Below are 25,307 nucleotides of genomic sequence, written 5' to 3' on the forward strand. Positions count from 1 at the left end.
GGACGAGCGGCAGTGCCGAAGTCCAGCGCACGCTCATGCAGCTCCTGGCCGAGATGGACGGGTTCGACAACCGGGGCGATGTCCGGATCATGGCCGCCACCAACCGTGCCGACATGCTCGACCCGGCACTCCTGCGCCCGGGACGTTTCGACCGGCTGATCGAGATCCCGCTGCCTGACAAGGACTCCCGGCTCCAGATCCTGAAGATCCACTCGCGCAAGATGAAACTCGGCAACGTGGACTTTGACGATATTACCCGCATGACCGAGAAGGCCACCGGTGCTGAACTCGAAGCGGTCTGCCGCGAAGCGGGCATGATGGCCGTGCGCCGCGATGCGGAACAGGTCGGGATGGTTGACTTCACCGATGCGGTCCACAAGGTGAAGAACGAGGCCGTAGCTGACACCCGCATGTATACCTGAGTCCCGCTCAATGCGGCACTCTGCTGACATAACCCGGAGACAGGAATGAATGTCCTCCTGATCCAGCGTGAAGGAATCGATCTCCACCATACCCTTTTTTCTTCAGAGACCAGCCGACACGTGCTGCGGTTTTACCACCCGAAGAAGTTTCCCTGCGGGGTCTACATTTCCTGCGCAACGCTCAGTAGCGCACTATCGCTGGTTGCGGAACTCCGCTGGTATATCCGGAGGTACGTGCGCGAGCCGCTGTTTGAATACGAGAAGGGGATCTACTTCACCCACCAGCTGGCACAGGACGTCTATTATGAGAGGACTGTCGTGCTCGGCCCGGGTTGGAAATTCCGCAAGCTCTACAGTTTCCGTGACGGGAAACTGATCAGTTCGGTCCCGATGACACCCGGCTCAACAACCGAGGAATACCACCAGGAATACATCGGGGCCGAGACGACCCTCGAGATCTGGTGCGTGGAAGACGAGGTGGAAGAAGGCGAACTGGTGGGCGGGCCGGATGACGATAACGGAAACCTGCCACCTGTGATACAATAACAATCAATCCGATTATCCTGATGTCCTTGTTGTAGAAGGTGAACCGGCGATAATCATTCAAGACTCACGGGTGTTGAAAGATATCTGCTGTTTCCTTGTTGGAAAATCCATACCATTTCCCGGCGTCCCATTCCAGCGATACTCCTTGGATAAAAAATAAAAAAGGAAAATAAAAACTTCCCGATCAGAACACGGATGTTCTTTTCAGGAACACGCTTGCGGCCACACAGATGATCAGAAAGATGAGGACCGGCACTCCTTCAATGGCCCGGAGGAAGACGGTATAGTCATTCATTTTTTTCGTTACAGTCATTCTTTTTACTCCTTTGGACAATTACAGGACCGCAATCTGGACGCGGGGTTCACCGGAATTTTTCCCGGTGCCCGGTCACCGGTCCTGCCATACCAGACAGTCTGTGCGATCACGATATATATTGGCCAAATGGCCGGAGGTGGTTTGCACTACACAATTGGACATGGATTGAACCGATAGGTTACATAAAAAATGAAACGATGAAAAAGAAAATTTAAGCGAACATTGCGCCTTCGGCATCAAGCGGACCGCGGTTGAAATCGAGGCCGACCTTGGTGATGGCCGCAACGAAGTCTTCCTGGGTGATGGCGGGACGTTCCTTCCGGATCGCGAACATACCGGCTTCCATACAGATCGCCCGGAGGTCCGCACCGTTCTTGCCGTCGGTCAGCTTTGCCACCTCCGCAAGGTCAACATCATCGTCAACCGTAAGCGAACGGCAGTGGACTTTCAGGATGGAGAGCCGGCCAATCTCGTCCGGCAGCGGGATCTCGATGATCCGGTCGAACCGGCCGGGCCGCAGGAGCGCCTTGTCGAGGATATCGATCCGGTTCGTGGCGCCGATGATCTTCACGTCGCCCCGGTTCTCGAAGCCGTCCATGCCGGCCAGCAGCTGCATGAGCGTGCGCTGGACTTCCCGGTCGCCGGAGGTGTTTGCCTCGGTCCTGCTGGCGCCGACTGCATCGATCTCATCGATGAAGATAATGGTCGGGGCCTTAGTCTTCGCCAGGTCGAAAAGCTCGCGGACGAGCCGGGCCCCTTCCCCGATATACTTTTGGACCAGCTCCGATCCCACGACCCGCATGAAATGGGCGTTGGTCTCATGGGCTACCGCTTTTGCGAGCAGGGTCTTGCCCGTGCCCGGCGGACCGTGAAGTAGGACACCTTTGGGCGGGTCGATACCGATCTTCAGGAAGAGGTCGGGGCGCTTCAGCGGCAGCTCGACTGCTTCCTTGATCTCGTTGATCTGCTGCTCAAGACCACCGATATCCGCATAGTTCTCCTGTGGTGAGTCCACCAGTTCCATGCCGTAGACCTGCGCATCGAACGAGCTCGGCAGAAGTTCGACTATCGCAAGCGACTGCTGGTTCAGGGTGCACCGTGCACCGGGTTTCAGGTCGTCTGCATTGATGGACGGCGAACTCCGGACCAGGAACCGGGGACCCGCGCTGCTCCGGACGATCACGCGGGACGTGTCGACCACATCCGTGACCGTGCCGATGATCAGGGGCGGGCTCCGGAGCTGTTCGCTCTCGCTCTTGAGCTTCCTCACTTCCCGCTCGTACCGGATCTTCTGGGTCTCGATGTACCGCTTGTCCGCCTCAACCTGCCGGAGTTGCTCCCGTAGCTCGAGGTTGCGGGATTCAAGGTTACCGACACGCTCCATCATCTGGACTTCGAGATCGTGCTTGTCGTTCTCGATCTGTGCGAGCTGTTCGCGGAGTTGTTCCGATAGTGTGCGGTATAACCGGTATAGCTCTTCCGGAGTCTGAGGTTCCGGTGACTGATGAAGGGTGTCGGCCATCTCGTGCCTCAAATAGCTATATAGGGAAACTGCATATAAAGTGTTTGTTAAGAAGGCAAGGTCAGAATACATGCCCCGCCGCATTCAGTGAACATTTATAGTCTTGAGTCGACCTTCTTGTGAGATTATGCAGTGTGAAATGTGCGGAGAAACAATTCGCGGTGCACCCAAGCTCGTACGGGTGGAAGGAGCCGAGATGCAGGTCTGCAGCAAGTGCGAGAGGTTCGGCACCGCGGTCCAGCAGGTCCGGCGCACCGATCTCGTGCGCCCGTCAGTTCCACGTCAGGGCAGCCCCAGGGCCCCGTCAGCAGCACCGTCCCAGTACCGGAAGAGAGACATGTTTGATTTCATCGAAGGCGATGTTGTCGACGATTACCATGAGCGGATCCGCCATGCACGGATGGAGAAGGGGCTCTCCCAGAAGGACCTTGCCATGCAGATGAAGGAGAAGGAGCACCTCATCCAGAAGATCGAGAACCACGACCTGATCCCCGAGGAGAACGTCCGGAAGAAACTGGAGAAGGTCCTTGGCATCCGGCTGATCGATGCCCCGGAAACGGAAGTGGAGAAGAAAGTCCCCGGGTCCCTTGCCCCAACTCTCGGCGACCTGACCATTATCCGTAAAGCAAAGAAATAATTCACTCTTTTTTACGCAAGGTCAATAACCGCATTGTGCAGGATATCCAGTGTGTCCCGCATGGCCCGCCCGGCATCCCTCAGGTGGTGGTAAATCTCCCGGGTACGGATGGCGTTCATTGCATCATCCGTCTTTAGAATCTCGGCCATCCCCGCGATATAGATCTCCTCCAGCGTGTTGTACGCGTACCGGGCATGCCGGATCTCGTCCTCGACCCGGTCCTTATCCGAGCCAAGGGACTTGATCCCGCGCCCGATGCACTCCGTGCCCGCCAGGAGCTGCCGGGCCATGTCATGGATATACCGATCCGGTGCTACGGAAAAGGCCTGCATCTCTTTTGCGGTCTCTTTTGAGAAATTGATGATATAGTCCATCTGACGGGAGATGCTGTAGATGTCCTGCCGGTCAAACGGCGTTGAGAACGACTGGATCAGCTTGTATTCCATGTCATGCCGCATCGTGTCCACCTCGTTCTCGATCCGCTCAAGCCCGTCCGGGCTCGTCAGCGGGGTGATATTCAGCCAGTCAACAAACGCCTGCACACCGGCGGTTGTCCGGTCGGACTGCACGGCCAGCATGCATTCAAAATCGTATTCGCGGGGAAATATCGAGGCAAACAGCCCCCGTTTTTCCCCGGATTCCGGTGTCCATTTTTTTTTGTTCATTCCATGTTCATCCTCCGGTTACGGTCCATATAATGAGATAGAGTATGCCGGAGATCAGCATAGTAACCGGGATCGTGATGACCATCGAGGTCACAATATGCCTGCCGACCTCCCACTTCACTTTCTTCGGGTTCTCAGCCGCACCCACGCCCAGTACCGACATGGTGATGACCTGCGTGGACGAGACCGGCGCCCCGGCAATGGTAGACAAGGCAATGGACGACGCAGAGAAAAACTGGGAGTCGAATGAGTGGACCGGTTCGATCCGGAAGATCCGCCGCCCCAACGTATTCATGATCCGCCACCCACCACTGATCGTCCCAAGGGCAAGCAGGACGGCACAGGCACCCCGGGCCCAGAGCGGGACCTCTGCGGTCATGGCGAGCCCCGAGGCAACAAGGACCATTACGATCATGCCCATCTGCTTCTGGGAATCATTCGCCCCGTTGGCAAACGCCATGACGGCTGCAACGCACCAGTTCAGCCCCATGATCGTTCGGTTTGCGGTCCTTCTGGTATTGCGCAGGACGAGAGCGCTGATCCTGTGCATCAGGAAGCTGCCGGCAAAACCGATCATGACCGAGATGACGAAGAAGAAGATAATCTTGGTGAACCCGGCGAGCTCGTGGGCGGGGCCCAGCAATTCGCTGACTCCCCAGAAGACGCTGCCGGTCCCGGCTGCCACGATCCCCGCCCCGACCAGCCCGCCGATCAACGAGTGGGTAGACGACGAGGGCATGCTGTATTTCCACGTGACGATATTCCACGCGGTCGCTGCGACCAGCGCAGCAAACAGGACAATGATCTCCTGGCCAGACGATGGGAGGCTGACAAGGCCGGTCAGCGTGAACACGACCGCGCTCCCGCCGAGGATAGCACCGAAGAAGGACATTACGGCCACTATGAGGATGCCCGCCTTAGGACTTGCCGACCGCGAGGAGATGAAGGTGGCGGCAATCGAACTGGCGTCCTGGAACCCATTGGTAAACGTGAAGGCAAGCGCCAGCAGGATCGTGGAGATTGCGATCTCTATCATGGGTCGTACGTGCTCACTGCCGAAAGACCGGCAGCGTCACAATCGCTATATTAAGCGGGTGATCTGAAAAAAGTAGTGCCGTCGGGCACTCGTGCACCATCATTCCCGGAAGGCCGGACCAGTGTTCACCATATGAGTAAATCACGAAGATTTTTTGCCCCGGAGGGCGGTGCTCTTCCTCATTTGCCCGGATCGCTTTGAGGGATCGGTCGTCCTCTCATCCCCGTACCGGGGTTCCATCTTCATTGTGCCATCGGACTGCATGATCCTGACCATCTCTGGCTCTGCCGGAGCTTCCGGCTGGCTTTTGCTCTTGGGCCGGATCACCATACTGGGCCCTGAACCGGCGTCGTCTGAGGTTGCATCAGGTATGACCTTCGGTTCCGTTGATGCTGTTTCCCGCCCGGCGGATACCTGCACGACCGTCTTCCCGCGGCTTTTTGGCTCCGGGCGGTACATGGTCGACATGATCTTCTTTAAGTCGAGCAGCTCATTGAGCAGCCCGTTGGCCAGCGCGTCCATATCCTGCACCTTCTTTTCCAGTGCAGCGATCCGCTCTTCCGAAATTCCGGTTTCTGAAAATTCCATGAGTGTAATCAGTTTCTCCTGCTGATCGGATCTGTTCGCAGGAACAGTGATCCCTGCATCAGACTATACGTATTAAACAATACTGATTTCCCGGACTTATTAAAGTGAGGTATCACCTGGCGGCCCGACAATGGCGCACGGGACGGTTTTTAAATAATTATTCCGGAGAATCTTTCCCGGACCAATGAGTACACTGATTACCCATGCAGGGATATCTGAAATGAGAGATTTCGCGTGACACCCGATAACCGGACCGGAGATACTGGTCGTGCCATTGCAGTCGACCTCGGGGCAACCAACCTCCGGGTGGGACTCGTAACCACAGCCGGCCACATCGAACAGATGAGTTCCGTGGAACTCCCAAAAGATCTGCGCGATGCCACGATCATCACCGATCTAATCATCCAGACCATTCACTCGCTGGTGCCGGACCACGAGACCGGGACGCTCGCGGGGATCGGTATCGGGGCAGCGGGACCGGTTGACAAGGCACGCAGAGCGATCGTGCACCCCCCAAACATCCCCCTTGAGACCATTCCCCTCTCCGGCCCAATCGGCGATGAGTTCGGCCTGCCAGCCCGACTGGTCAATGACTGCTGTGCCGGGCTTCTTGGCGAGGCATATTTCGGCGAAGGAACGAGATCACGGAATTTTGTGTACGTGACCATGTCGACCGGCATCGGGGCCGGGATCATCTCAAACGGGACGATCATTTCTGGCCGCGACGGGAACGCCGGGGAGATCGGACACCTGTTCGTGGATAACGAATATGACCTGACCTGCGGGTGCGGGGGAAAGGGACACTGGGAAGGATATGCATCCGGCCGGTTCCTGCCCCGGTTCTACCACGAGTGGCGGAAGAGAAACGTGAGTGAATCCGACGATTCGCAGGTCAGCACGGCCGGGGATATTTTCAGCGCCGTACGACAGGGCCGCAATCCCGGTTTTGTTGATGAACTCGGAAAGATCAATGCCCGGGGGATCTCGGGCCTTGTCGTTGCCTACGACCCGGATACCATTGTCCTTGACGGGTCCGTCGTACTGAACAACCCGGACCTGATCATTACCCCAATTGGACGATACGTCGATCATTACCTGCCGGTGCCGCGGATCACCGTAAGCAGTCTCTCCGGTCTTGCACCGCTCCTTGGCGCATCGGTGATTGCCCGGGGGTACGATACCCGGTTTGGATCGGTGGAGTAACCGGAATTACCGGGTATCTTTTAACCGGTACGCTCCTTTTGGCACAAGGATCTCGAACCGTGCACCTGAACCGGGCTGGCTGGTTTCGGTAATCGTAATGCCGGTGATCAGCAGGATCTCGCGGGAGAGATATAACCCAAGGCCGGTATGTCTCCCGAATCCCCGCTCAAACAGCCGTTTTTTCTCGGGTTCTAAAATCCCCGCCCCGTCATCCTCGCAGACGATCACAAGCCCGCGGTCTGTCTCGCGGCTGGAGATGCAGATGGTTGTCAGTTTTTCGCCGCCATACACGAGTGCATTCTGTATCAGGTTATAAAAGACTTTATCGAAGAGTGGATCGGCATACACTTCCAGGTCCGACCGGTCGATGAGAACATCGACGTTCCCCAGGGTCAGCGCCCCTTTTGCACGGATGATACTCATGCTGACACTTTGCCATACCGGGGCTTTCACGCCGATGTTCTGGTATTCCCGCGTGAAGAGGATCTGGTGTTCGATCGTTTCCGCGCTCTTCCGTTCCCGTGTGATATACTCCCGCAGTTTATCAGGATCGTCAAGCGAGTATTCGGAGAGTTCAAGATAGCCCAGGAGTGCCGTGAGCTGGTTCAGGATATCATGCCGGGTGATGGAACTGAGCAGGTTGAGTTTTGTATTTGCCTGCCGGTATGCCTCCTGTGCCTGCCGGAGTTCGGCAGTCCGTTCTTCAACCCGTTTCTCCAGTTCATTATTGAGCCGGAAAAGTTCCTCTTCTGCGGCTTTCCGTTCGGTAATATCCCAGAATATTCCCTGGACACCTGTGATTGTCCCGTCAATCTCTTTTACCGGTGTCTTGATGGTATTGATCCAGCGCACCTTCCCGTTCTGCAGGTACTGCTCGACATACACTTCGGCCTGCCCCGTTACCATCACCCGTTTATCATCAAGCCGGTATTTTTCTGCAAGCTCGCGGGGATAGAGATCCAAATCAGTCTTTCCAATCATCTCCTCGGGCTGCAGGTTCAGGGTCGCAGCAAAGTGCTTATTGCAGGAAACGAACACGGAATCGAGGTCCTTCCGGAAGATATTCTGCGGGATATTCTCAAGAAGGGTCCGGTATTTGTGTTCAGATTTCTGCAGGGCGTCATCTTTTGTTTTGAGTTCACGGAGGTTTCCCTCAAGACCCTCCAGGGTCTGCCGCAGTTGTTTCGTCATCTGGTTGAAGGCACGGGCAAGGTGGCCTACTTCATCTTCAGTCAGGACGGGTGCTTCCCGGCTCAAGTCTCCTGCCGTGACCCGGGCAGCAGTGTCTGCAATTTCCAGGATGGGCCGGGTGATCTGGAGGGCCAGCAGGTACATCCCGGCTCCCATGATGACAGACAGAAGTATCCCGATATAAAAAATTGTCAGGGCGAGGTCCCGTGCAGGGGCAAGTGCCTCTTCCTGGCTCATCTCCGCAATCAGGGCCAGGTCCTGGTTTTCCACCCAGCGGTACACCCCGACCACCGGTACCCCTGCATAATTCCGGTAAAAGCCGGAGCCATCGTTACCCTGGAGTGCGGAATCGATCCCTTCAGACTGGACAAAACGCGACGGGGTCCCGTTGTTCATGAGAGGGGTTTCTGATACAATTTTTCTGGACCGGTCGACCAGATAGGTCTCCCCGCTCGTTCCGAGGCCCGTGCGTTCGAGGATAATACGATCAATATGAGTGAAGGAAAGGCGGGATGCGAGTACGCCGATGCGTTTTCCCTGCATAGTGAACAACGGTGTTGCAATAATGATGGCCGGTCTTTCGTCAGGAGTTGAAGGATATACGGTCGTTGAAAGCGTTTTGGAGCGGCCCTCCTGGAAATACGGATCACGGGCCACCGACTGCCCTTCATGAGTCGCATCACTTGAGACAACGATCGTGCCATTCAGGTCAATAATGCTGATCTCTTCCGTATAGATTGTCCGGGAAATCACCTGGGGCAAAAAACCGGAGATCTCGGTATACGCCAGTTCTCGTTCCGGTGAAGTGCCGGGCGATGAGATCAGGAGGGTGGACTGCTTTCGGATTCCCGGGATCCCTGCTATCATGACCACGTTCTGCGTCTGGTCATCAACCCAGTTGTTCAGCACGCCTTCTTTTAAGGTGGCCACAGCATCGAGCCGGTCATCTACCGACCGGGTAAGGGCCTGGGTGGCTTGGAAGTAGGCGATAATCCCCACAAGACTTACGATTAAGAGGGAGAAGACGAGAAACGAGCATATCAGCCGGGCGGTCAGATTCCGGCGCCAGAACCAGGTGCTCTTCATGGTCTCCCCCTAACCAGCGATCTATCCGAGGGCACTGGCATTGAACCGGGCTGTTTTTGAAACAAGGTCGCGCCCATAGTAGTGATGGGAGAGACGAAGCAGTGTGCCGTCCTGATCCATCTCCTGGATAACCTCATTCACACGTTCAATAAAAGAAGCCGGGTCCCTGCCGCTGTTTTTGTCTACTGCGGCGGCGTCATAATCATAAAAAACGGGCTCGCCCAGCTGCCGGATGGGCATGCCATTTTTCATCGCGTCATCTCCAAGGGGCTGGTTGGTGAGAACCGCATCCAGTTTCACACCATCCCCGAAAGCAAGGTCTTTTAAGGCAACTGCTTCATTCTCGTACGCAACAATCGTGGCATTCTTGATCGCGAAATCAATCTTTTGGCCGGGCAGGTCGAGCGTTCCTTCCAGGTAATGTTCCGGGATGCAGCCGGCGCATACGCCGATCTTCTTTCCGGAGAGATCGCCTGCGTCCGCATAGGCCGTGTTATCCTTGTTCACGAACAGGCTCACCGGACCGGCATAATACGGCTGCGTGAAGTACATCACTTCCATGCGTTCGGGCGTGATGGCCAGCGACCCGATATGGATGTCCCACCGGTCGGACCAGATGCCGCTGATGATCTCGGTCCTTGTCGGAGTAACAAAACAGGGTTCGACACCGAGCCCCTTTGCGATCTCCACCGCGACTGCGATATTGTAACCGGTGAATTCTCCTGCAGTATACTCGTTCCGGGCGCATATCGTGCCCGCAGTGCGGCTGGCATTGGGTATCAATGCGGAATTGGGAGGATATGCAGCGTCGGTAGCGATAACAAGCCTGCCGCGGGTCATTATTTCTGCCAGCTGGTCATCCGGCATTAACGGTGCCAGACGGGGCTGACGGGGCGGGCTATAGGTACCCACTATAATAGTCCCCAGGAGCAGGACAATGATGATTCCTGCAAGAGCGATGCGCCGGGACGACATAATAATTCCATGATATTTTTTATTGCCCGGCCTCTGGTTCACTGCGGTATTTCAACCGGGATACATCAAATGCACATATGACAACTCATTATTTTATTATTTCTATTTTGATTCTGACTATCCTGATGTTCAAAACCAAAACCCCCGGTTACCGGGATACGTTCATGCAAAGGGAATTAACCGTGTCTCATACCCGGAAAAATGAGAAGTGCCTGCCAAAAAAACATGATACATGCACTCTTTTCGTGCAGGGGCCCGGTTATTTCCTGACCTCGCAGACCAGTTCCAGCACGCCGATCAATTTACCCTGGGACGATTTCAGGATCGTGGCCGAACCGTATACCGTTGCCGGGCCCCCGGGAAGGCTTGGCACACGCGCCTCTGCCACGAGGGTATTGCCCCACGGGGTGATGGACGTGTATTTTTTCTTAAGGTTTCTTACATCCTTGAGTGCAATATCGGCAAGTACCGGGCGACGTTCCCCGTAGAACGGCAACGAGTACTCAAAGTTTCCTTTTCCGATGATGTCCTTTGCCTTTACGCCCGTGAGTTTCTCCATGGCACGGTTCCAGGCCATCACGTTTCCCTTCGGGTCGATCACCATGGTCGCATCAGGGATCAGCCTGATGACATCAGCGATCTGCTGTTCGATGGTCACGGCCCCGGCCTTTGCCGGGGTTTTCTTTGTACGTTGTGGAGCCGCTTTCTTTGCAGCCGCAGGTTTTGCTGCGGATCGTTTCACGGTCTTCTTTCCCTTTGGTGTCATAATCCCTCGCTCCGTGATACGGAAACGACGGGGGTCCGCATCAGGTAATGAAAAATAGCGGTATATAAGTTATATACCCAGCGGGTCGGAGCCGTGCAGGCCGGCAGTGCCATTCCCTGCGGACGGCGATAAATATTTCACTATTCGGATCTCCACAGTAATAATTACGAGGAAATCTTTAGTATCCCTATAATTTATTGTTGCATTAACGGAAAGGAATATCGAGACATATTCAGGCTACACTGGCTCCTCCCTTCGTTACGAACATACCATCAAACTACAGGAAACACCATGGCAAAAATTCACGGGATCTCCGGTATCACCCGCCACCTTCTGAACGGGACCCGACCGGTGCAGGGCAAACGACTGGCAACACTCGAAGATATCATCCGGTTCCTGGACAATTACCAGGAGATCCTTGCTGAGGCCGAGATGGTGGAGACGAAACGACAGGACGAGATCATCCAGGCAATAGAAAAACGTGAGGAAGCACTCGACCAGCAGCTGAAGGATAATATCAATACCCGCACCAGGGACGTGTATACCCATATTCTTGCGATCAGTGACCGGATCGATGCAAGCGAATCTTTTTTCGTCATCCTCTGGTATCTCATCACATTCTGGGGAGCAAACCTGGTAAGTTCCCTCCGGATCAACCTGCCACTGACCGGCCTGAATTGGAGTTTATGGAGACTCCGCAAACAAAAAGAGCGAGCGGTTGCCGATAAAATCAATGGCATCAGGTCTGCGTGTAAGTGCATCACCGAGTCAGAGCAGTTTCTCACCCGGAACCATTCATTACTCGTTGATGCACTGGAAGAAGAACAGGTCATCCGTGATCTCTCCCTATTACCGGATGAATACCATATCATAAACGGCATCAACTTACATTTTTTCGATCCCATTTACTGGTTCAAGCGAAAGGAACAGAAAGGGTACTGCGCGATCGATCTCATCGTCATCGGTCCCACGGGATTGTTCCTCGTGGGGATCAAGAACTGGAAGGGGTCGGATATCGAGATCAAGACCGGCGACCTGAAGCGCCAGGTGCGGTTTGTCAACTATGCACTCTGGTGTTACTTAAAAGACGAATACAAGATTTACGAGATGAACCCGAAAATCCGGTGCGTGATCATCTCTCTTGAGGGCTCACATCCCGACCTGAGGATCGACAAATACATTGACGTGATCAATCCCGACGGGTTAGGTAAATACATCACGGAACGGGAAGGCAAATTTACGAAATTTGCCATCCGCACACTGACTCACCGGATGCCGTTTAAGGGTGCACAGTAATTCCCGGCCGTATGCAGCTGTTCCTATCCCCATAAGATGGTGGACCAATTCGTACCCATTCTCTAAAAAAGATTTTTTATTGCTTCTCTTATGCACTCGCGCCCGGGACGTGAGAAACATTCTTTGCGATCGCAACACCGATAGGAGCAGCGGTCAGTGCGGCAAAAAAATTTCCGGCAGGAAACGACCGGCGGACCGGCATCACGCTGGTTTTTTTTGCTTCGGCTTCAAGCCGGACCATGCTGATATGGATCGTCCCATCGGCATCTGCCGGGTAATCTTTCAGGTATTCGTCCATGATCGCTCCGATAAATTCTGATCGCCGGTTCTCCGGTACCTGTGCCATCCAGGGAAGCCACGTGGTGCGGATCCAGCCGGCAAAATCCTGCCGGGAGACATAGGTCATATCCTTACCGATCAGCTCGACACGTGACGGTTCGAATCCCGATTCAACCAGCTTCCTGCGGTACTCCGTATCGCTGAAAAAGCCAAAGTTGAACGAGAACCCGCTGAAGTACTGGCGCCACTCCGGTTGTTCAAGAAGGAGATCGAGAACCCCGAGTATCTTTTCTGCATTCCCTTTCCCGCCCATCTGGACAAGCAGTCTTCCCTTCGGCCGCAGGCTCTTTGCAATGCCGGCAAGCACCGGTGTATGATCGGGAATCCAGTGCAACGCCGCGTTTGAAAATATTATATCGAACTCGCCGGAGAACGGCAGGGCACGGGCATCCGCCTGCATGAACGAGAGGTTCCGGTATTCTTTGTGCGGATAATGATCGCACGCGAACCGGATCATATCCGGCGAGCTGTCCACTCCCGTCACCGCCCCTCCCGGCAGGTTGCAGGCGATCTCTGCGGTTATCTTCCCATCCCCGCACCCGATATCCAGTACCCGCTCATTCCCGACGAGGCCGAGCTTAGCAATAAGTTCCTTTGCCCACTGCTGCTGGGCCGGGGAACTCTTGTGATAATCAGCGGCGTTCCAGGAAAATGACGGTGATGGATCTGGGGGACTCATAGTTGCACTGCTCCTGTTAGAATAGTGTGGATCGTTTGTATAAAGGGAGATTGGGTTCATGGCGGGAAGGCGTGAGGAGATGGATGCAGGAGACCGAAAGGTTCCGGGTACACGGTCATCCACGCAAACACACCGGTCCGTATCGGCGTCCTCCATCCAATAACCGGAGAGGTAGAATTCAAAGAGCAGCTCTCATGGGCCTAGGACATCATCAACATCCAAGCGAATCTAAAAAACCAAATCCACTCCACCACAGTATCGGTCAATACCCCGCGGCATTCCCGGTGTTGCAGGTCCCCTTTGGTTCCCACAGGCGAACCGTACATTCTTCCGGACAGACCGGCTTGTAGTTCACGCAACGGGGAATGTCGAACAGCTCTCCTTCGTGCAGATCAAGTGTCTTGTCCCGCAGAGCGATCTGCATATTCCTCCCGGTAACCATGAATAATAAATTGAAGAAACCGGAGGCTCTTCTCATATCGCGAGTCTGATGACTTTCGACAAGAGGGATTTTTCTAATCATTCTACCTCATCCGTAATGGATGAAGCATTCTCCTGATTCGGGTCTGAGGGCCGGCCGCAAGTCGAAGAAACCGGTGGGTTTCTTCTCATGTCGCGAGTCTGATGACTCTCATCTGTCTCCTGATTCGGGTCTGAGGGCCGGCCGCAAGTCGAAGAAACCGGAGGATTTCTCCTCATATCGCGAGTCTGATGACTCTCATCTGTCTCCTGATTCGGGTCTGAGGGCCGGCCGCAAGTCGAAGAAACCGGTGGGTTTCTTCTCCAACGCCAGGCCTGATGGCCTGCCGTATTCCCAAGCTATTTGACAGGAAGGAACTCTATTACGCATATCGAATAGGGAATTTCGAACAAAAAAACGGACGACCGATAATATGAATTTCGATAAATTCACCATCAAATCGCAGGAGGCCGTAGGGAAAGCAACGGAGATTGCAGCGGCACACGAGAACCAGGCAATCGAGACGGCCCATGTACTCAAGGGGATGCTTATGGTTGACGAGAATGTCATCCCATATCTCCTTAAAAAGATGAATGTGAACCTCGATCGTTTCACACCGGCACTTGACGGGATCATCGAAACATACCCTAAGGTCAGCGGGGGAGATCAGTATCTTTCCAATGATGCCACCAAGGCCCTGCAGAAAGCCGCCGCACTTGCCCAGGAGTTCAAGGATGAATTTGTCTCAATCGAGCATCTGCTCCTCGGAATACTTTCGGTTAATGACAACACCTCACGACTGCTGAAGGAGAACGGGGTTAACGAGAAAGGCTTAAAGACGGCCATCAGCCAGCTGCGGCAGGGCTCGACCGTCAAGAACCAGGACGCTGAAGAGAGTTATAACGCCCTGAACCGGTTTGCCCGGAATCTCAATGACCTGGCCCGTACCGGTAAACTCGATCCGGTGATTGGCCGAGACGAAGAGATCCGCCGGGTATTGCAGATCCTGTCCCGGAGAACCAAGAACAACCCGATCCTCATCGGGGAACCGGGCGTGGGAAAGACGGCCATTGCCGAAGGTCTCGCCCACCGGATCATTGACGGGGATGTACCGGACAACCTGAAGGCCAAGCAGATCTTCTCGCTCGATATGGGTGCCCTGATCGCCGGGGCCAAGTTCAAGGGAGAATTTGAGGAACGGTTAAAGAGCGTGGTTAAGGAAGTGATATCCGCTGAAGGGGAGATCGTCCTGTTCATTGACGAGATCCATACGCTGGTCGGGGCCGGCGCAAGCGAGGGCGCAATGGACGCAGCGAATATCCTCAAGCCCGCGCTTTCACGGGGGGAACTGCATGTCATCGGCGCTACGACCTTAAAGGAATACCAGAAATATTTCGAGAAGGACAAGGCGCTCGAACGGCGTTTCCAGCCGGTGACGGTCAATGAACCGGATACGCTCGATGCCATCTCCATCCTCCGGGGTATCAAGGAGAAGTACGAGACTCATCACCATGTGCGGATCAAAGACGAGGCGATCATTGCCGCGGTTGAACTTTCGCAGCGGTATATCTCGGACCGTTTCCTTCCCGACAAGGCCATTGACTTAATCGACGAAGCAGCATCAAAACTCCGGCTCGAGATCAACTCGAAACCGGAAGAACTGGAGATCATTGAACGGAAGATCCGCCAGCTGGAGATTGAACGGGAAGCCATCAAGCGTGAGAAAGACCAGGCAAAATTAAAAGGCCTGAACGAAGAGATCGGGAACCTGACCGAGGAACGAAACCGCCTGACGACCAAGTGGCAGTCTGAGAAAGATCTTGTTGACCAGATCCAGGCGCGTAAAGCGGAAATCGAGACCCTGAAGTTCGAGGCCGAGAGTGCGGAACGTAAAGGCGACCTCGGGAAGGTGGCAGAGATCCGCTATGGGCGTATCCCGACCGCTGAAAAGACCATTGAGGAGCTCAAGGGAAAACTGACCGTGCTGCAGAAGGACTCCGCGATGGTGAACGAAGAGGTCGATGCCGAGGAGATTGCCGAAGTGGTCTCGCGCTGGACCGGCATTCCCGTCTCCCGGATGCTGCAGAGCGAGAAACAGAAACTACTGGGTCTTGAAGCCGAACTCCACAAGCGTGTGGTAGGCCAGGATGAAGCCATCGGGGCAGTTGCCGATGCTATCCGCCGGAGCCGGGCCGGGCTACAGGACCCAAAACGCCCGATCGGGTCGTTCATCTTCCTTGGGACGACCGGCGTGGGCAAAACGGAACTGGCAAAGGCCCTGGCTGAAATTCTCTTCAACAACGAGAACAGTATGGTCCGGATCGATATGTCGGAGTACCAGGAGCGGCATACCGTCTCGCGGCTGGTCGGGGCACCTCCGGGCTACGTGGGCTATGAAGAGAGCGGGCAGCTGACCGAAGCGGTCCGGAGAAAACCCTATTCCGTGGTATTGCTGGATGAGATCGAGAAAGCCCACCCGGATGTCTTCAATATCCTCTTGCAGGTCCTTGACGATGGCCGGCTTACCGACAATAAGGGCCGCACGGTGGATTTCAAGAATACCATCATCATCATGACCTCGAACATCGGATCGCATCTCATCCAGGAAAACCTGGAGCACGTGACCGATAAAAACCGGGATGAGGTATTCGACCGCACCCGACAGGAAGTGTTCGCGCTGCTTAAGAAGACCATCCGTCCCGAATTCCTCAACCGGATCGATGAGATCATCATGTTCCGGCCGCTTACCCGGGATGAGATCCAGAAGGTTGTCGAACTCCAGTTGGGTGTCGTCCAGAAAATGCTCAAAAAGAGCGACATCCGGATCAGGGCGACAGAGAAAGCGGTCCGGTTCATCGCCACCCAGGGTTTTGACCCGCAGTTCGGTGCACGGCCGATCAAACGGGTGATCCAGAAAAACCTGCTGAATGAATTGTCAAAGATGATTCTCGATGGAACCGTACACAAAGAGAACGAGATTGTGGTTGACGAGAAGGACGGGAAGCTGGTGTTTGGAAATGCCTGAACCACCAGGTTTTTTTATGCCGTCTCTGTTGAGGTATGACGTTCGTGGTCGTGCCGGACCATCAGCCGTGTTACCTCTTCCAGGGCCTTGTGTTTATCCTTGGACCCGGTGTAGAGGACCCCGGTATGTTCCAGTTCGTCCCTGAGGTACACGGCCTCAGGGTATTCGATTAGCACGATCTTCCCTCCGGGGCCGAAGTGTTTCTCATCGATCTCCCCGATCATATACCGCTCGCGCTGGCCCTCTGTCGGGGCAGAGTCTTTTTCAAACCGGAAAACGCTCATCCATGTTTCCTTTGATGAATGCTTCTTGACTCCCGCAATAATAAAACAACGGAACGTACCAATGGGGACGGTCACTGAAAGATCCTGGGTGACCGGCTCAAAACGAGGCTCCCGGTACCGTGCACAAAAAGGGATTTAATAATCATCATGGGGTTTTGATGTGACCACCTCATCTACTTCGGGCTGGAGGAGAGAAAGGGCCTCCCGTACCTTATTCTGGATCGCGGGATTCCTGTTATCCTGCATGGGATCAAGGCACGCGATTACTCCGTCACTGATAAGCGCTTCTTCCCCGCCCGCTGCTGCAATGGCGATAATAATCTCGAGGGCAGAAAGAACGATATGCAGGTTCTTTTCTAAAAGCAGGTCCCGGATGATCGTCATTGCGGGTAATTGCCCGGCAGATATCAAAACAAAAATTACCAAAAACAAGAACCCGTTCATTCACACCTTTAAAGGTTCCAGCGCAGTACTCGGAAACGTGTGTGGAAAACCGTTTTTTGTGAGCACTCTTGCGATCGTCAATCCCGGCGAATCGGATATCCGGTCCCTCATGAGAGCATGACAGGACCGGGGTAACCATCTCAGTACCGGTTTACACGCGGTAATCACGATCCGAATAAAAAAACCGGGATTCAGAGAATGATCTCGATATCCAGTTTTTCTGCCAGTTCCTTGTACCGGTTCCGGATAGTGACCTCGGTCACGCCCGCAACTTCCGCTACTTCGCGCTGGGTGCGCCGCTCCCCGCCCAGGATGCAGGCGATGTATATCGCCGCAGCCGCGACACCGGTCGGCCCCCTGCCGCTCGTCAGTTCACGCTCGGTGGCCTGCCGGAGGATCTCAATAGTCCGGCTCTGGACCTCTCCATGGAGGGTGAGGCCCGAGCAGAACCGGGGCACATAGTCCATCGGGGAGGTTGGCAGGAGCCGTAAGCCAAGCGCACGGGAGATGAATCGGTAGGTCCTGCCGATCTCTTTTCTCGAGACACGGGAAACTTCCGCAATCTCATCAAGAGTGCGGGGCACGCTGCACTGTCGGCAGGAGGCATAGAGCGCTGCTGCTGCAACGCCTTCGATGCTCCGGCCACGGATCAGGTTCTTGTCGACTGCATCACGGTAGACCACCGCTGCGGCCTCACGGATGTTCCGCGGCAGGCCCAGTGCGGAGGCCATGCGGTCCAGCTCCGAGAGTGCGAATGCAAGGTTCCGCTCGGTCGCATTGCTGACACGGATCCGGCGCTGCCACTTGCGGAGACGGTAGAGCTGGGCACGGTTCTTGGATGAGATCGCCCTGCCGTACGAATCCCTGTTGCGCCAGTCGATCATCGTGGAGAGACCCTTGTCGTGGATCGTGAGGGTCATCGGTGCACCGGTACGGGCCCGTTTCGCCCGCTGCTCGGAATCAAACGCACGCCACTCGGGACCGCGGTCGATGAACTCGTCATCAATCACCAGCCCGCAACTCTGGCAGACCAGCTCTGCCCGTTCACGGTCATGGACCAGCACACGGTTGCCACACTCCGGACAGGTAGTCTCGGTCTGGCTTTCCGCTTTCTTCTCCTGTTCTCTCACTTTCGTCCGTGATTTGAACGATTCACGCTCAGACTGGAGGACTTTTAATTTTTCAATTTCCTGCATTCACGTTTCTCTTAATGATTGTTTTGTCTCGTATGGTCATTGCATGGAACCGGCATATCCACAATGAGGCCGTTGCCCGGTGGTGGGTTTTTCATGGGGCCGGGCCGTGCATGTTCCCGCGGCAGTTGACGGTGGCATACGGGCCACCGGCATTCCCTTCAGGGATCGGGGATCCTGCCGGCTATCATCACTTCGGGTCAGGTACCTCGTTATAATGCAGGTACTGCCGGTCTCTGTCAGACACCATAATGAGCATCCGGTTGATTTGGATGCTCAACAGCCCGTCCGACAACGTTCACACAATCTCATGGATAAAGTGGTGAAGGATCGGTTGATAGTTTTTACATGAATGGCAGTTCGGTATTTAAACATTGTGCATATAGACGGGATGACAGCAACAAACGCTGCCACAATCCGGCTGAATTGCGATAAAAAATTTCATCAGACATATGGATTACATTTACCCTGCTGACCCTTCAGGACCTATCGGTACTGCGCATTCACCGGAGTCTGCGTTCATCGCCCTGTTTCTGGATTCGCATGAAATTTTCATTCCGCGGGCATTCGTGCGGATTCACCCCATTCGCCGGAATCCACTTCCCTTCCCGCGGGTTGAACCGGGCCGGGCATGACATTTCTTTAACTGCCGATCCATTGAGTCCCGGGACCATTTTGGTTTTGATGTGTTCACAATCCGTGCAAAAATGATAATTGCCCATCGGTAATCTCCTGCCTGGCTGAATTTGCCAGACTTGATGTGGACTCTTCTCTGAATGAGGTTATATGCCTTAGCATGGTGCATAGGCCGGCAGAAATGTGACAGTGGGCAGCCTGCATAAGGAAAATCCCGCGCTTGTCTACAATCTCCCGGGCATTGGGACCGGCGTGATGGTTGCAGGCAGTGAACAGACCGCCGTGGTCGCGATGATCGATTACTCCAAGGCGCCGTATCTAAGCACGGTCCATATCGTGAACAAGAGTGACAACCTGTCCCTCCGGCACATGGATTTCCCGGACGATACCATCATTGCGACAGTCGACAGCGGCATTGTATACCTTACAATGATAAACTGGGGTACTTCCTCAATGCCCGTACCGGAGAACGGGAACGAAGGTTCCTGCTCATCGACAACTACGGCGGATTAAGCGACAGCGAAAACCCGGTCCTTCCCGGCTCCTCCGAGGGGCGCAGGTACCTGGAAACCACTGCCCTGATCTCATCGTGGAGCACTGACGGGACGGTCCGCTCCCGCCCCCGGCTCACGATGAATGCTGTCGCCTACAACTGTTTTGTTAACGGGACATACGGGGAGATTGTGGAGATCTGATCTTCTCCTTTTTCCGGCAGGGTGACCTCCCTGGTTCTATGGGGGAGCGTCAACAGGATCCTTCAAAAGGCAATCCCGCATCTCACCAGCGTTAGACCGGTCATGGCAAATAACAAGTGAGTATCCGCCGGTGCACGGTGTTACATCCCGAGATATTTCTGCACGCCATATACCAGGAAGGCCGGCCAGAGAAGCGCTTTGATGACACCCAGGATTCCACCCAGCAGGCTCGTGGCCGTGGTGAGATAATAGAACAGGGCACCGAGGAAACCCAGCCCGTACAGAGCGCCTCCCGATCCGTGGCAACACATATGCTTCATCATGTGAGTTTTGGACCCGCACCAGTTTTTCGTTCCCTGTTCAGAAGTTTCCGTCTCCATGTCTCTCAACTCACAGAATTCTATCGTCTCTATAAATATAAAAGAAACCGGCAAAGTATTGCCATATCGTTCCCGATACATCGTTGCCCGTCATAAAAACACGAAAGAGAAAAACAAAACACAACCGTTAATGTTCCGGCGCACGGAATACCGGCATATGCCAAAAAAACGGATGTACGTCTGTTCGCTCGATGCAGGAATCGACGTGATCTGCGGGAAATGGAAACCCGCAATCCTCTGGAAGATCAAGGACGCTCCCTTGTGTTTCGGGGCAATCCAGGAGAAACTGCCGGCGATCTCCCCGAAGATGCTCACCCGGCAGCTCAGAGCCCTTGAAGCAGATCGCCTGGTCTCCCGCACGGAGTATCCCGGCATACCTCCCCGTGTCGAATATTCCCTGACCGAGCGTGGGCGTACCGTCATCCCGATTCTCATGTCGCTGAAAGACTGGGCTGATACGGAGCTGGCAGACCAGATCGAAGAGTGTCATTAACCGGGCTGTTCCCATCTTTGCGATCGATTGTTCTGCCAACAGGGCTCGCTGCTTTTTTGCCCTTTGCTTGCTGACATTTTTGTCCCTGATCCCTATTTATCCCCGCAGGATCTTTTTTAAGCGGGAGAACGGTGAAAGGATGCTGTACAGGAAGTTTCCGCGGTGCCCGCACGACCTCTCGATCCTCGGTTTCGGGTGTATGCGCCTGCCACCCGCTGAGGGCGAGCCGGCCGGAGGAAAGATTGACGAGCCGCAGGCAATTCGTATGATCCGCACCGCCATTGACGCCGGGGTCAATTACATCGATACAGCCTACCCCTACCACAACGGGGAGGGTGAGGTGGTTGTCGGGAGGGCGCTTGGCGACGGGTACCGCGACCGGGTTTTTCTGGCCACCAAGCTCCCGAGCTGGCTCGTCACCAGCCGGGAGGACATGGACAGGTACCTGGACGAACAGCTCGCCCGGCTCGGCACGGACCATATTGATTTCTATCTCCTCCACGGGCTCGGCGCCGAAACGTGGGAGAACCTTTCCCGTCTGGGCGTGCTGGAATTCCTTGACAGCGCCATAGCGGACGGCCGGATCCGGTACCCTGCATTTTCCTTCCACGACCAGTTTGCGGTCTTTAAGGAGATCGTCGATGCCTACGAATGGACCTTTGCCCAGATCCAGTACAACTACATGGACGAACAGAACCAGGCCGGCACGCAGGGGCTGAAGTACGCAGCGGAACGGGGTCTTGGCATCGTTGTCATGGAACCGCTCCGGGGCGGTCTCCTCTCTGGGGACGTGCCCGCAATCCACCAGCATCTCCGCGATGCCCCGGTCCGGCGCACGCCTTCGGAATGGGGGCTCCGCTGGGTCTGGAACCACCCGGAAGTCACGGTCGCGCTCTCCGGTATGTCCGCGATGGCACAGGTCACCGAAAACCTCGCCTGCGCCGAGCAGGACCTCCCCGGTTCTCTCTCTCCCGATGAGCTTGCCGTTATCGAAACGATGCGGGACACGTTTGCCTCCCGCGTGAAGATCCCGTGCACCGGTTGCCGCTACTGCATGCCGTGCGAAAACGGCGTCGATATCCCCGGGTGCTTCATGTATTACAACCAGGCGTACACCTACGATGCCAAGGAGAAAGCGGAGGGTGTGTACCTCTGGGCCCTCAACGGTACGTTTACCGGGGGAATACCGGGTTATGCATCCTGTTGTGTCCAGTGCGGGGAGTGCGAGGAGAAATGCCCACAGCATCTTCCCATCCGGGAATACCTGCAGGATGTGAGCGGATTTTTCGAAAAATGAAAAAATGAGGTAAGGAAATGCCTGTAATCACGATTGACCTGTGGCCGGTAAGCACCGAAGTACGAGCAAAACTGATCCGGGACCTGACAACAACCGCATCGGAAATCACAAAGCTTCCGCCATCCGCGTTCTTTGTGTATGTCCGGGAATACCCGCGTGACGCTATTGGCGTTGGCGGAGTCCCGCTCTCGCAGATGGTTCCGGATGCGGGGACACTGCCAAAGGAGGAGCCCAGTTCCTAACTCGCTGAGCAGAGGTTTCCCTGTCATTATCTGCTTGCCGGCGCTCCATCTCTGCTCCCCCGGATCGGGCCGCACCGCAGCCACCAGGTGCTGCTCACGCAGGAGCCGGGACGGTTGCATGCGAGCCAGATTCCCTGAATAGTGGTGGCGATGGGGGGATATACGAGTAACGAAGATGGCGGGTGAACGTGAAAAGAGGGAGGGGTCTTTGCCCGGTCGATAACGATTATGTTAACTCATCCATGAATATAATCACCATCGGGGGCATTATATCGCCGAACGGTATCAATAATAATTAAGTAGCATCATGTTCGATCAGATAGACGTTTCTCTCATGGAAAGGGGGATGTACCGCTCAAAGGTGGAATGTATCTGATCGATCGAGACTTCATCCGTACATACCGTGCAGAGATATGCCTCGTTGGCATCGTTCTCCTGTCTGCGTTCCTGAACCTCTGGAACCTCTGGAACCAGGGAGGGAACGCCTATTATGCGGCCGCTGTCAGGAGCGCACTCGTCAACCCGTGGGCCGGCTTCTTTGGCTCCGTTGACCCGGCCGGGTTCATCACCGTGGACAAACCGCCCGTCGGCATCTGGGTCCAGGCGCTCTTTGCCGCGGTGCTGGGGTACCAGGAATGGATCTGCGTCCTTCCCCAGGCCCTTGCCGGGATCGGCTGCGTTGTCTTGGTCTATTTCATCGTCTCCCGCCCGTTCGGGAAGCCGGCCGGGCTCATATCGGCGCTGGCCCTCGCCGTCACCCCCATCTTCGTCACGATCTCCCGGAACGAGACCATGGACGCCCAGATGATTTTCGTCATCCTCCTTGCCGTCTGGGTAGTACTGAAGGCGGCACGCGAGCGGTCGCTCCCGTATCTTCTTGCCGCGGCTGCCCTGGTCGGGCTGGCGTTCAATATCAAGATGATCCAGGCATTCATCATCGTACCGGCAATCTTTGGTGTATACCTCTGGGGCGCAACGGGCCTGGACTGGAAGAAGCGGGTTCTCCACCTCGTTCTTGCAGCAATCGTCCTTTTGGCAGTCTCATTCTCCTGGGCCCTCGTGGTCGACGCGATCCCGGCGGACCAGCGCCCCCACATCGGCGGGAGCGGGGACAACACGGTCCTGGGTCTCGTCATTAACTATAATGGCATCCACCGGCTCGGCATCGGAGGAAGTGGCATGGGGGGCGGCCCGGGTGGCTCTTTTGGCAGTTCCGTCGCCGGGATGTCCCGTTCAGACCGGACGAACCGTTCGGCAGAAGCCTCGGGCCCGGCCACGTCTTCGTTTACGGGACCCGGCAGCAGTGCGACCGGGATGACGGGGACACCCCCGGGGATACCGGACAGTTCCGGCAGTACAGCGGGGGCGCCGGATCAGTCCCCGGGCATGTCGGGCAGTCCGCAGGACGGGGCATCGGCATCCGGCCAGGGGCCCCGGCAGGGCCCGTCCGGGATGCAGCAGTCATCGTCAGGTATCCTTGGCTTGTTCTCCGTCTCCGGCAATGGTGGCGGTGGCATGAACAGCGGCGGGAGCCCCGGGCTCTTCCGCATCTTCCGGGACGGCCTTGCCGGGGACATTGCCTGGCTTTTGGTCTTTGCCCTCATCGGGGTCCTGGCCTGGCTGCGGAAGCTAAAGTCCCTCTCCCTTGCGGGTGTTGACGAGGCTGGCTACACCGGCGAGCGGTGGCTTGTCATCCTTGCGTTCCTCCTCTGGCTGGTCCCCGGACTCGTGTACTTCAGCTTCACCTCCGGGTTCTGGCACGACTACTATATCGCCACGATAGCACCGCCCATCGCCGGCCTCATCGGGATCGGAGTGATTGGAATGTACGACCGGTACGTTGAAGGCGGCCGGGCCGGCTGGCTCCTGGTTGCCGCAATCCTCGTCACCGGTCTCCTCCAGGCCCTCTTCCTCTCCTACGATGGGGAGTGGGCCGGCCCGCTCCTCCCCCTCGTGCTTGCGGGGACGATCGTATGTACCATACTCCTTTCATGGATGCAGATCCGGAGAGATACTCCCCACGCGGTCCACCGTACAAAGATCGTGGCCGTTGCTCTTGCCCTCCTCTTTATTGCACCCCTGGTCTGGTCATTCACCCCCATGATAAACGGGAACGGCGGGACCATGCCAACGGCAGGCCCGTCCGGAGGCAGGGGCAGCGGGCCCGGCCAGTCGAACGTCGTTGGTATGGCAGGCCCGGGGAATGTCGGGTATGGTGCCATAATCGATAGTGATGCGACAGATACAATCAGCCGGCAGGGAAGCGACGTATACGGGATGAGCGGGACCGCAACCCGTCTCTCTGACCGTTCGGCTGTGCCGGGATCCGGTACGGGTTTTGCTACCGGAGGAGCGGGAGCCTCTGCTGGCCCGTCAGTCAGCCGGAATAACGGGGGATCGGGAACGGGCGGCGGGCCCGGAGGCATGGGTTCGGGTAGTGTTTCTACGGCAAGCCTTGCACAATTCCTGCTGGCCAATACCACCACCGAAACCTGGATTCTCGTGGTCCCGAATGCGCAGTCGGCAGCAGACCTGATCATCTCCACGGGAAAACCCGTGATGTGCTTCGGGTTCATGGGAAGCGACGATGCCATCAGTCTTACAAAACTCCAGCAGTATGTCCGTGATGGCAAAGTCCGGTACTTCCAGACCGGCAGCAGTGGCGGGGGCGGAGGCATGGGCGGGACCAGCAGTATCTTCAGCTGGGCCAGTTCCCGCTGTACGCCCGTGACCGTTACGGATGACTCCGGTGCTTCCACCACGCTGTACGACTGTAAGGGAGCGTCAGGCACGGCCTGATTATGCGGGCCCTCCCCGTAGTGCGGTCGGGTCTCCTCGCGTAATGGATCCGGCAGGCAGTTCTGTCCATGTGCGGCAACGCTGTCGGCTAC

General features: G+C 55.8%; 27 protein-coding genes. 13 read left to right on the forward strand and 14 right to left on the reverse strand.

The genetic code is table 11. The annotated features are described in order from the left end of the window. Together M0R30_RS12900 and M0R30_RS12905 are read left to right on the forward strand one after the other, a co-directional pair. Positions 1-422 (forward strand): AAA family ATPase (locus tag M0R30_RS12900; protein WP_292547553.1); only part of this gene is annotated, 422 nt, incomplete at its 5' end. A gap of 45 nt (positions 423-467) precedes the next feature. Beyond that, positions 468-968 carry a DUF5804 family protein gene (locus tag M0R30_RS12905; RefSeq protein ID WP_292547555.1) on the forward strand — a complete coding sequence of 167 codons (501 nt, stop codon included), beginning with the start codon at positions 468-470 and terminating at the stop codon, positions 966-968. Between the two features lie 184 nt (positions 969-1,152). Here the strand turns inward: M0R30_RS12905 and M0R30_RS12910 are convergent, their stop codons facing one another. Next, positions 1,153-1,281, reverse strand: coding sequence for a hypothetical protein (locus tag M0R30_RS12910; protein ID WP_292547558.1), 129 nt, complete (start codon positions 1,279-1,281; stop codon positions 1,153-1,155). A 214-nt stretch (positions 1,282-1,495) separates the two neighbouring features. After that, positions 1,496-2,671: a proteasome-activating nucleotidase gene (locus tag M0R30_RS12915; protein ID WP_292547691.1), complete on the reverse strand. Its 1,176-nt coding sequence runs from the start codon at positions 2,669-2,671 to the stop codon at positions 1,496-1,498. Between the two features lie 262 nt (positions 2,672-2,933). On the opposite strand from M0R30_RS12915, the gene M0R30_RS12920 reads away from it, so the two are divergent. Beyond that, positions 2,934-3,443, forward strand: a complete 510-nt coding sequence (locus tag M0R30_RS12920) for a multiprotein bridging factor aMBF1 (protein ID WP_292547559.1) — start codon at positions 2,934-2,936, stop codon at positions 3,441-3,443. An 11-nt stretch (positions 3,444-3,454) separates the two neighbouring features. On the opposite strand, the gene M0R30_RS12925 is transcribed toward M0R30_RS12920, so the two are convergent. From M0R30_RS12925 to M0R30_RS12935, 3 genes are all read right to left on the reverse strand, one after another. Further along, positions 3,455-4,108, reverse strand: a complete 654-nt coding sequence (locus M0R30_RS12925) for a DUF47 family protein (RefSeq protein ID WP_292547561.1) — start codon at positions 4,106-4,108, stop codon at positions 3,455-3,457. A 7-nt stretch (positions 4,109-4,115) separates the two neighbouring features. Continuing rightward, on the reverse strand, positions 4,116-5,144 hold the full coding sequence (locus tag M0R30_RS12930) for an inorganic phosphate transporter (protein WP_292547563.1): 1,029 nt from the start codon (positions 5,142-5,144) through the stop codon (positions 4,116-4,118). A gap of 141 nt (positions 5,145-5,285) precedes the next feature. After that, on the reverse strand, positions 5,286-5,732 hold the full coding sequence (locus M0R30_RS12935; RefSeq protein ID WP_292547565.1) for a hypothetical protein: 447 nt from the start codon (positions 5,730-5,732) through the stop codon (positions 5,286-5,288). A gap of 234 nt (positions 5,733-5,966) precedes the next feature. Here M0R30_RS12935 and M0R30_RS12940 point away from each other — a divergent pair, with 234 nt between their 5' ends. Further along, entirely contained in the window at positions 5,967-6,935 is a 969-nt protein-coding gene (locus tag M0R30_RS12940) for an ROK family protein (protein ID WP_292547567.1), read from the forward strand. Between the two features lie 6 nt (positions 6,936-6,941). Here the strand turns inward: M0R30_RS12940 and M0R30_RS12945 are convergent, their stop codons facing one another. The 3 genes from M0R30_RS12945 to M0R30_RS12955 all read right to left on the reverse strand — a co-directional run bounded on the left by M0R30_RS12945 (position 6,942) and on the right by M0R30_RS12955 (position 10,953). Next, a complete protein-coding gene (locus M0R30_RS12945; RefSeq protein ID WP_292547569.1) occupies positions 6,942-9,212 on the reverse strand; it encodes a PAS domain-containing protein in 2,271 nt (756 codons plus the stop codon). 21 nt (positions 9,213-9,233) lie between these two features. After that, positions 9,234-10,187: a transporter substrate-binding domain-containing protein gene (locus M0R30_RS12950; RefSeq protein WP_292547571.1), complete on the reverse strand. Its 954-nt coding sequence runs from the start codon at positions 10,185-10,187 to the stop codon at positions 9,234-9,236. Between the two features lie 259 nt (positions 10,188-10,446). Further along, entirely contained in the window at positions 10,447-10,953 is a 507-nt protein-coding gene (locus tag M0R30_RS12955; RefSeq protein WP_292547573.1) for a PAS domain-containing protein, read from the reverse strand. A gap of 291 nt (positions 10,954-11,244) precedes the next feature. Between M0R30_RS12955 and M0R30_RS12960 the strand changes: the two genes are divergently transcribed. Further along, entirely contained in the window at positions 11,245-12,249 is a 1,005-nt protein-coding gene (locus M0R30_RS12960; RefSeq protein WP_292547575.1) for a nuclease-related domain-containing protein, read from the forward strand. Between the two features lie 88 nt (positions 12,250-12,337). On the opposite strand, the gene M0R30_RS12965 is transcribed toward M0R30_RS12960, so the two are convergent. Further along, positions 12,338-13,267 (reverse strand): methyltransferase domain-containing protein, encoded by a 930-nt coding sequence (locus M0R30_RS12965; protein ID WP_292547577.1) that lies wholly within the window; start codon positions 13,265-13,267, stop codon positions 12,338-12,340. Positions 13,268-13,529: 262 nt separating this feature from the next. Then, positions 13,530-13,691: a hypothetical protein gene (locus M0R30_RS12970; protein ID WP_292547579.1), complete on the reverse strand. Its 162-nt coding sequence runs from the start codon at positions 13,689-13,691 to the stop codon at positions 13,530-13,532. A 469-nt stretch (positions 13,692-14,160) separates the two neighbouring features. Here M0R30_RS12970 and clpB point away from each other — a divergent pair, with 469 nt between their 5' ends. Next, the gene (gene clpB / locus M0R30_RS12975; protein ID WP_292547581.1) at positions 14,161-16,752 is read left to right on the forward strand and encodes an ATP-dependent chaperone ClpB; all 2,592 of its coding nucleotides are present in this window, start codon (positions 14,161-14,163) and stop codon (positions 16,750-16,752) included. A 14-nt stretch (positions 16,753-16,766) separates the two neighbouring features. Here the strand turns inward: clpB and M0R30_RS12980 are convergent, their stop codons facing one another. Together M0R30_RS12980 and M0R30_RS12985 are read right to left on the reverse strand one after the other, a co-directional pair. Beyond that, positions 16,767-17,036, reverse strand: a complete 270-nt coding sequence (locus M0R30_RS12980; RefSeq protein ID WP_292547583.1) for a hypothetical protein — start codon at positions 17,034-17,036, stop codon at positions 16,767-16,769. Between the two features lie 135 nt (positions 17,037-17,171). Continuing rightward, positions 17,172-17,420, reverse strand: a complete 249-nt coding sequence (locus M0R30_RS12985; protein WP_292547585.1) for a hypothetical protein — start codon at positions 17,418-17,420, stop codon at positions 17,172-17,174. Here M0R30_RS12985 and M0R30_RS12990 point away from each other — a divergent pair. After that, the gene (locus M0R30_RS12990) at positions 17,410-17,601 is read left to right on the forward strand and encodes a ribosomal L7Ae/L30e/S12e/Gadd45 family protein (RefSeq protein ID WP_292547587.1); all 192 of its coding nucleotides are present in this window, start codon (positions 17,410-17,412) and stop codon (positions 17,599-17,601) included. The genes M0R30_RS12985 and M0R30_RS12990 overlap by 11 nt on opposite strands. Before the next feature lie 70 nt (positions 17,602-17,671). Here M0R30_RS12990 and M0R30_RS12995 read toward each other — a convergent pair whose 3' ends face one another. After that, positions 17,672-18,676, reverse strand: coding sequence for a transcription initiation factor IIB (locus M0R30_RS12995; RefSeq protein WP_292547589.1), 1,005 nt, complete (start codon positions 18,674-18,676; stop codon positions 17,672-17,674). Between the two features lie 32 nt (positions 18,677-18,708). Here M0R30_RS12995 and M0R30_RS13000 point away from each other — a divergent pair, with 32 nt between their 5' ends. Both M0R30_RS13000 and M0R30_RS13005 read left to right on the forward strand, forming a co-directional pair. After that, entirely contained in the window at positions 18,709-18,891 is a 183-nt protein-coding gene (locus M0R30_RS13000; RefSeq protein WP_292547591.1) for a hypothetical protein, read from the forward strand. A gap of 601 nt (positions 18,892-19,492) precedes the next feature. Further along, positions 19,493-19,822 (forward strand): hypothetical protein, encoded by a 330-nt coding sequence (locus M0R30_RS13005; protein ID WP_292547593.1) that lies wholly within the window; start codon positions 19,493-19,495, stop codon positions 19,820-19,822. A gap of 322 nt (positions 19,823-20,144) precedes the next feature. Here M0R30_RS13005 and M0R30_RS13010 read toward each other — a convergent pair whose 3' ends face one another. Beyond that, entirely contained in the window at positions 20,145-20,327 is a 183-nt protein-coding gene (locus tag M0R30_RS13010; RefSeq protein WP_292547595.1) for a hypothetical protein, read from the reverse strand. Between the two features lie 214 nt (positions 20,328-20,541). Between M0R30_RS13010 and M0R30_RS13015 the strand changes: the two genes are divergently transcribed. From M0R30_RS13015 to M0R30_RS13030, 4 genes are all read left to right on the forward strand, one after another. Continuing rightward, a complete protein-coding gene (locus M0R30_RS13015) occupies positions 20,542-20,877 on the forward strand; it encodes a helix-turn-helix domain-containing protein (protein ID WP_292547597.1) in 336 nt (111 codons plus the stop codon). 139 nt (positions 20,878-21,016) lie between these two features. Then, complete coding sequence (locus M0R30_RS13020; protein ID WP_292547599.1) at positions 21,017-22,174, forward strand: aldo/keto reductase; 1,158 nt, start codon at positions 21,017-21,019, stop codon at positions 22,172-22,174. A 17-nt stretch (positions 22,175-22,191) separates the two neighbouring features. Beyond that, on the forward strand, positions 22,192-22,416 hold the full coding sequence (locus tag M0R30_RS13025) for a tautomerase family protein (RefSeq protein ID WP_292547601.1): 225 nt from the start codon (positions 22,192-22,194) through the stop codon (positions 22,414-22,416). Between the two features lie 366 nt (positions 22,417-22,782). After that, entirely contained in the window at positions 22,783-25,215 is a 2,433-nt protein-coding gene (locus tag M0R30_RS13030; RefSeq protein WP_292547603.1) for a glycosyltransferase family 39 protein, read from the forward strand. Positions 25,216-25,307: the final 92 nt, after the last annotated feature.

Origin of the sequence: Methanoregula sp. (genome assembly GCF_023227875.1) — an archaeon.
Classification (GTDB): Archaea; Halobacteriota; Methanomicrobia; order Methanomicrobiales; family Methanospirillaceae; genus Methanoregula.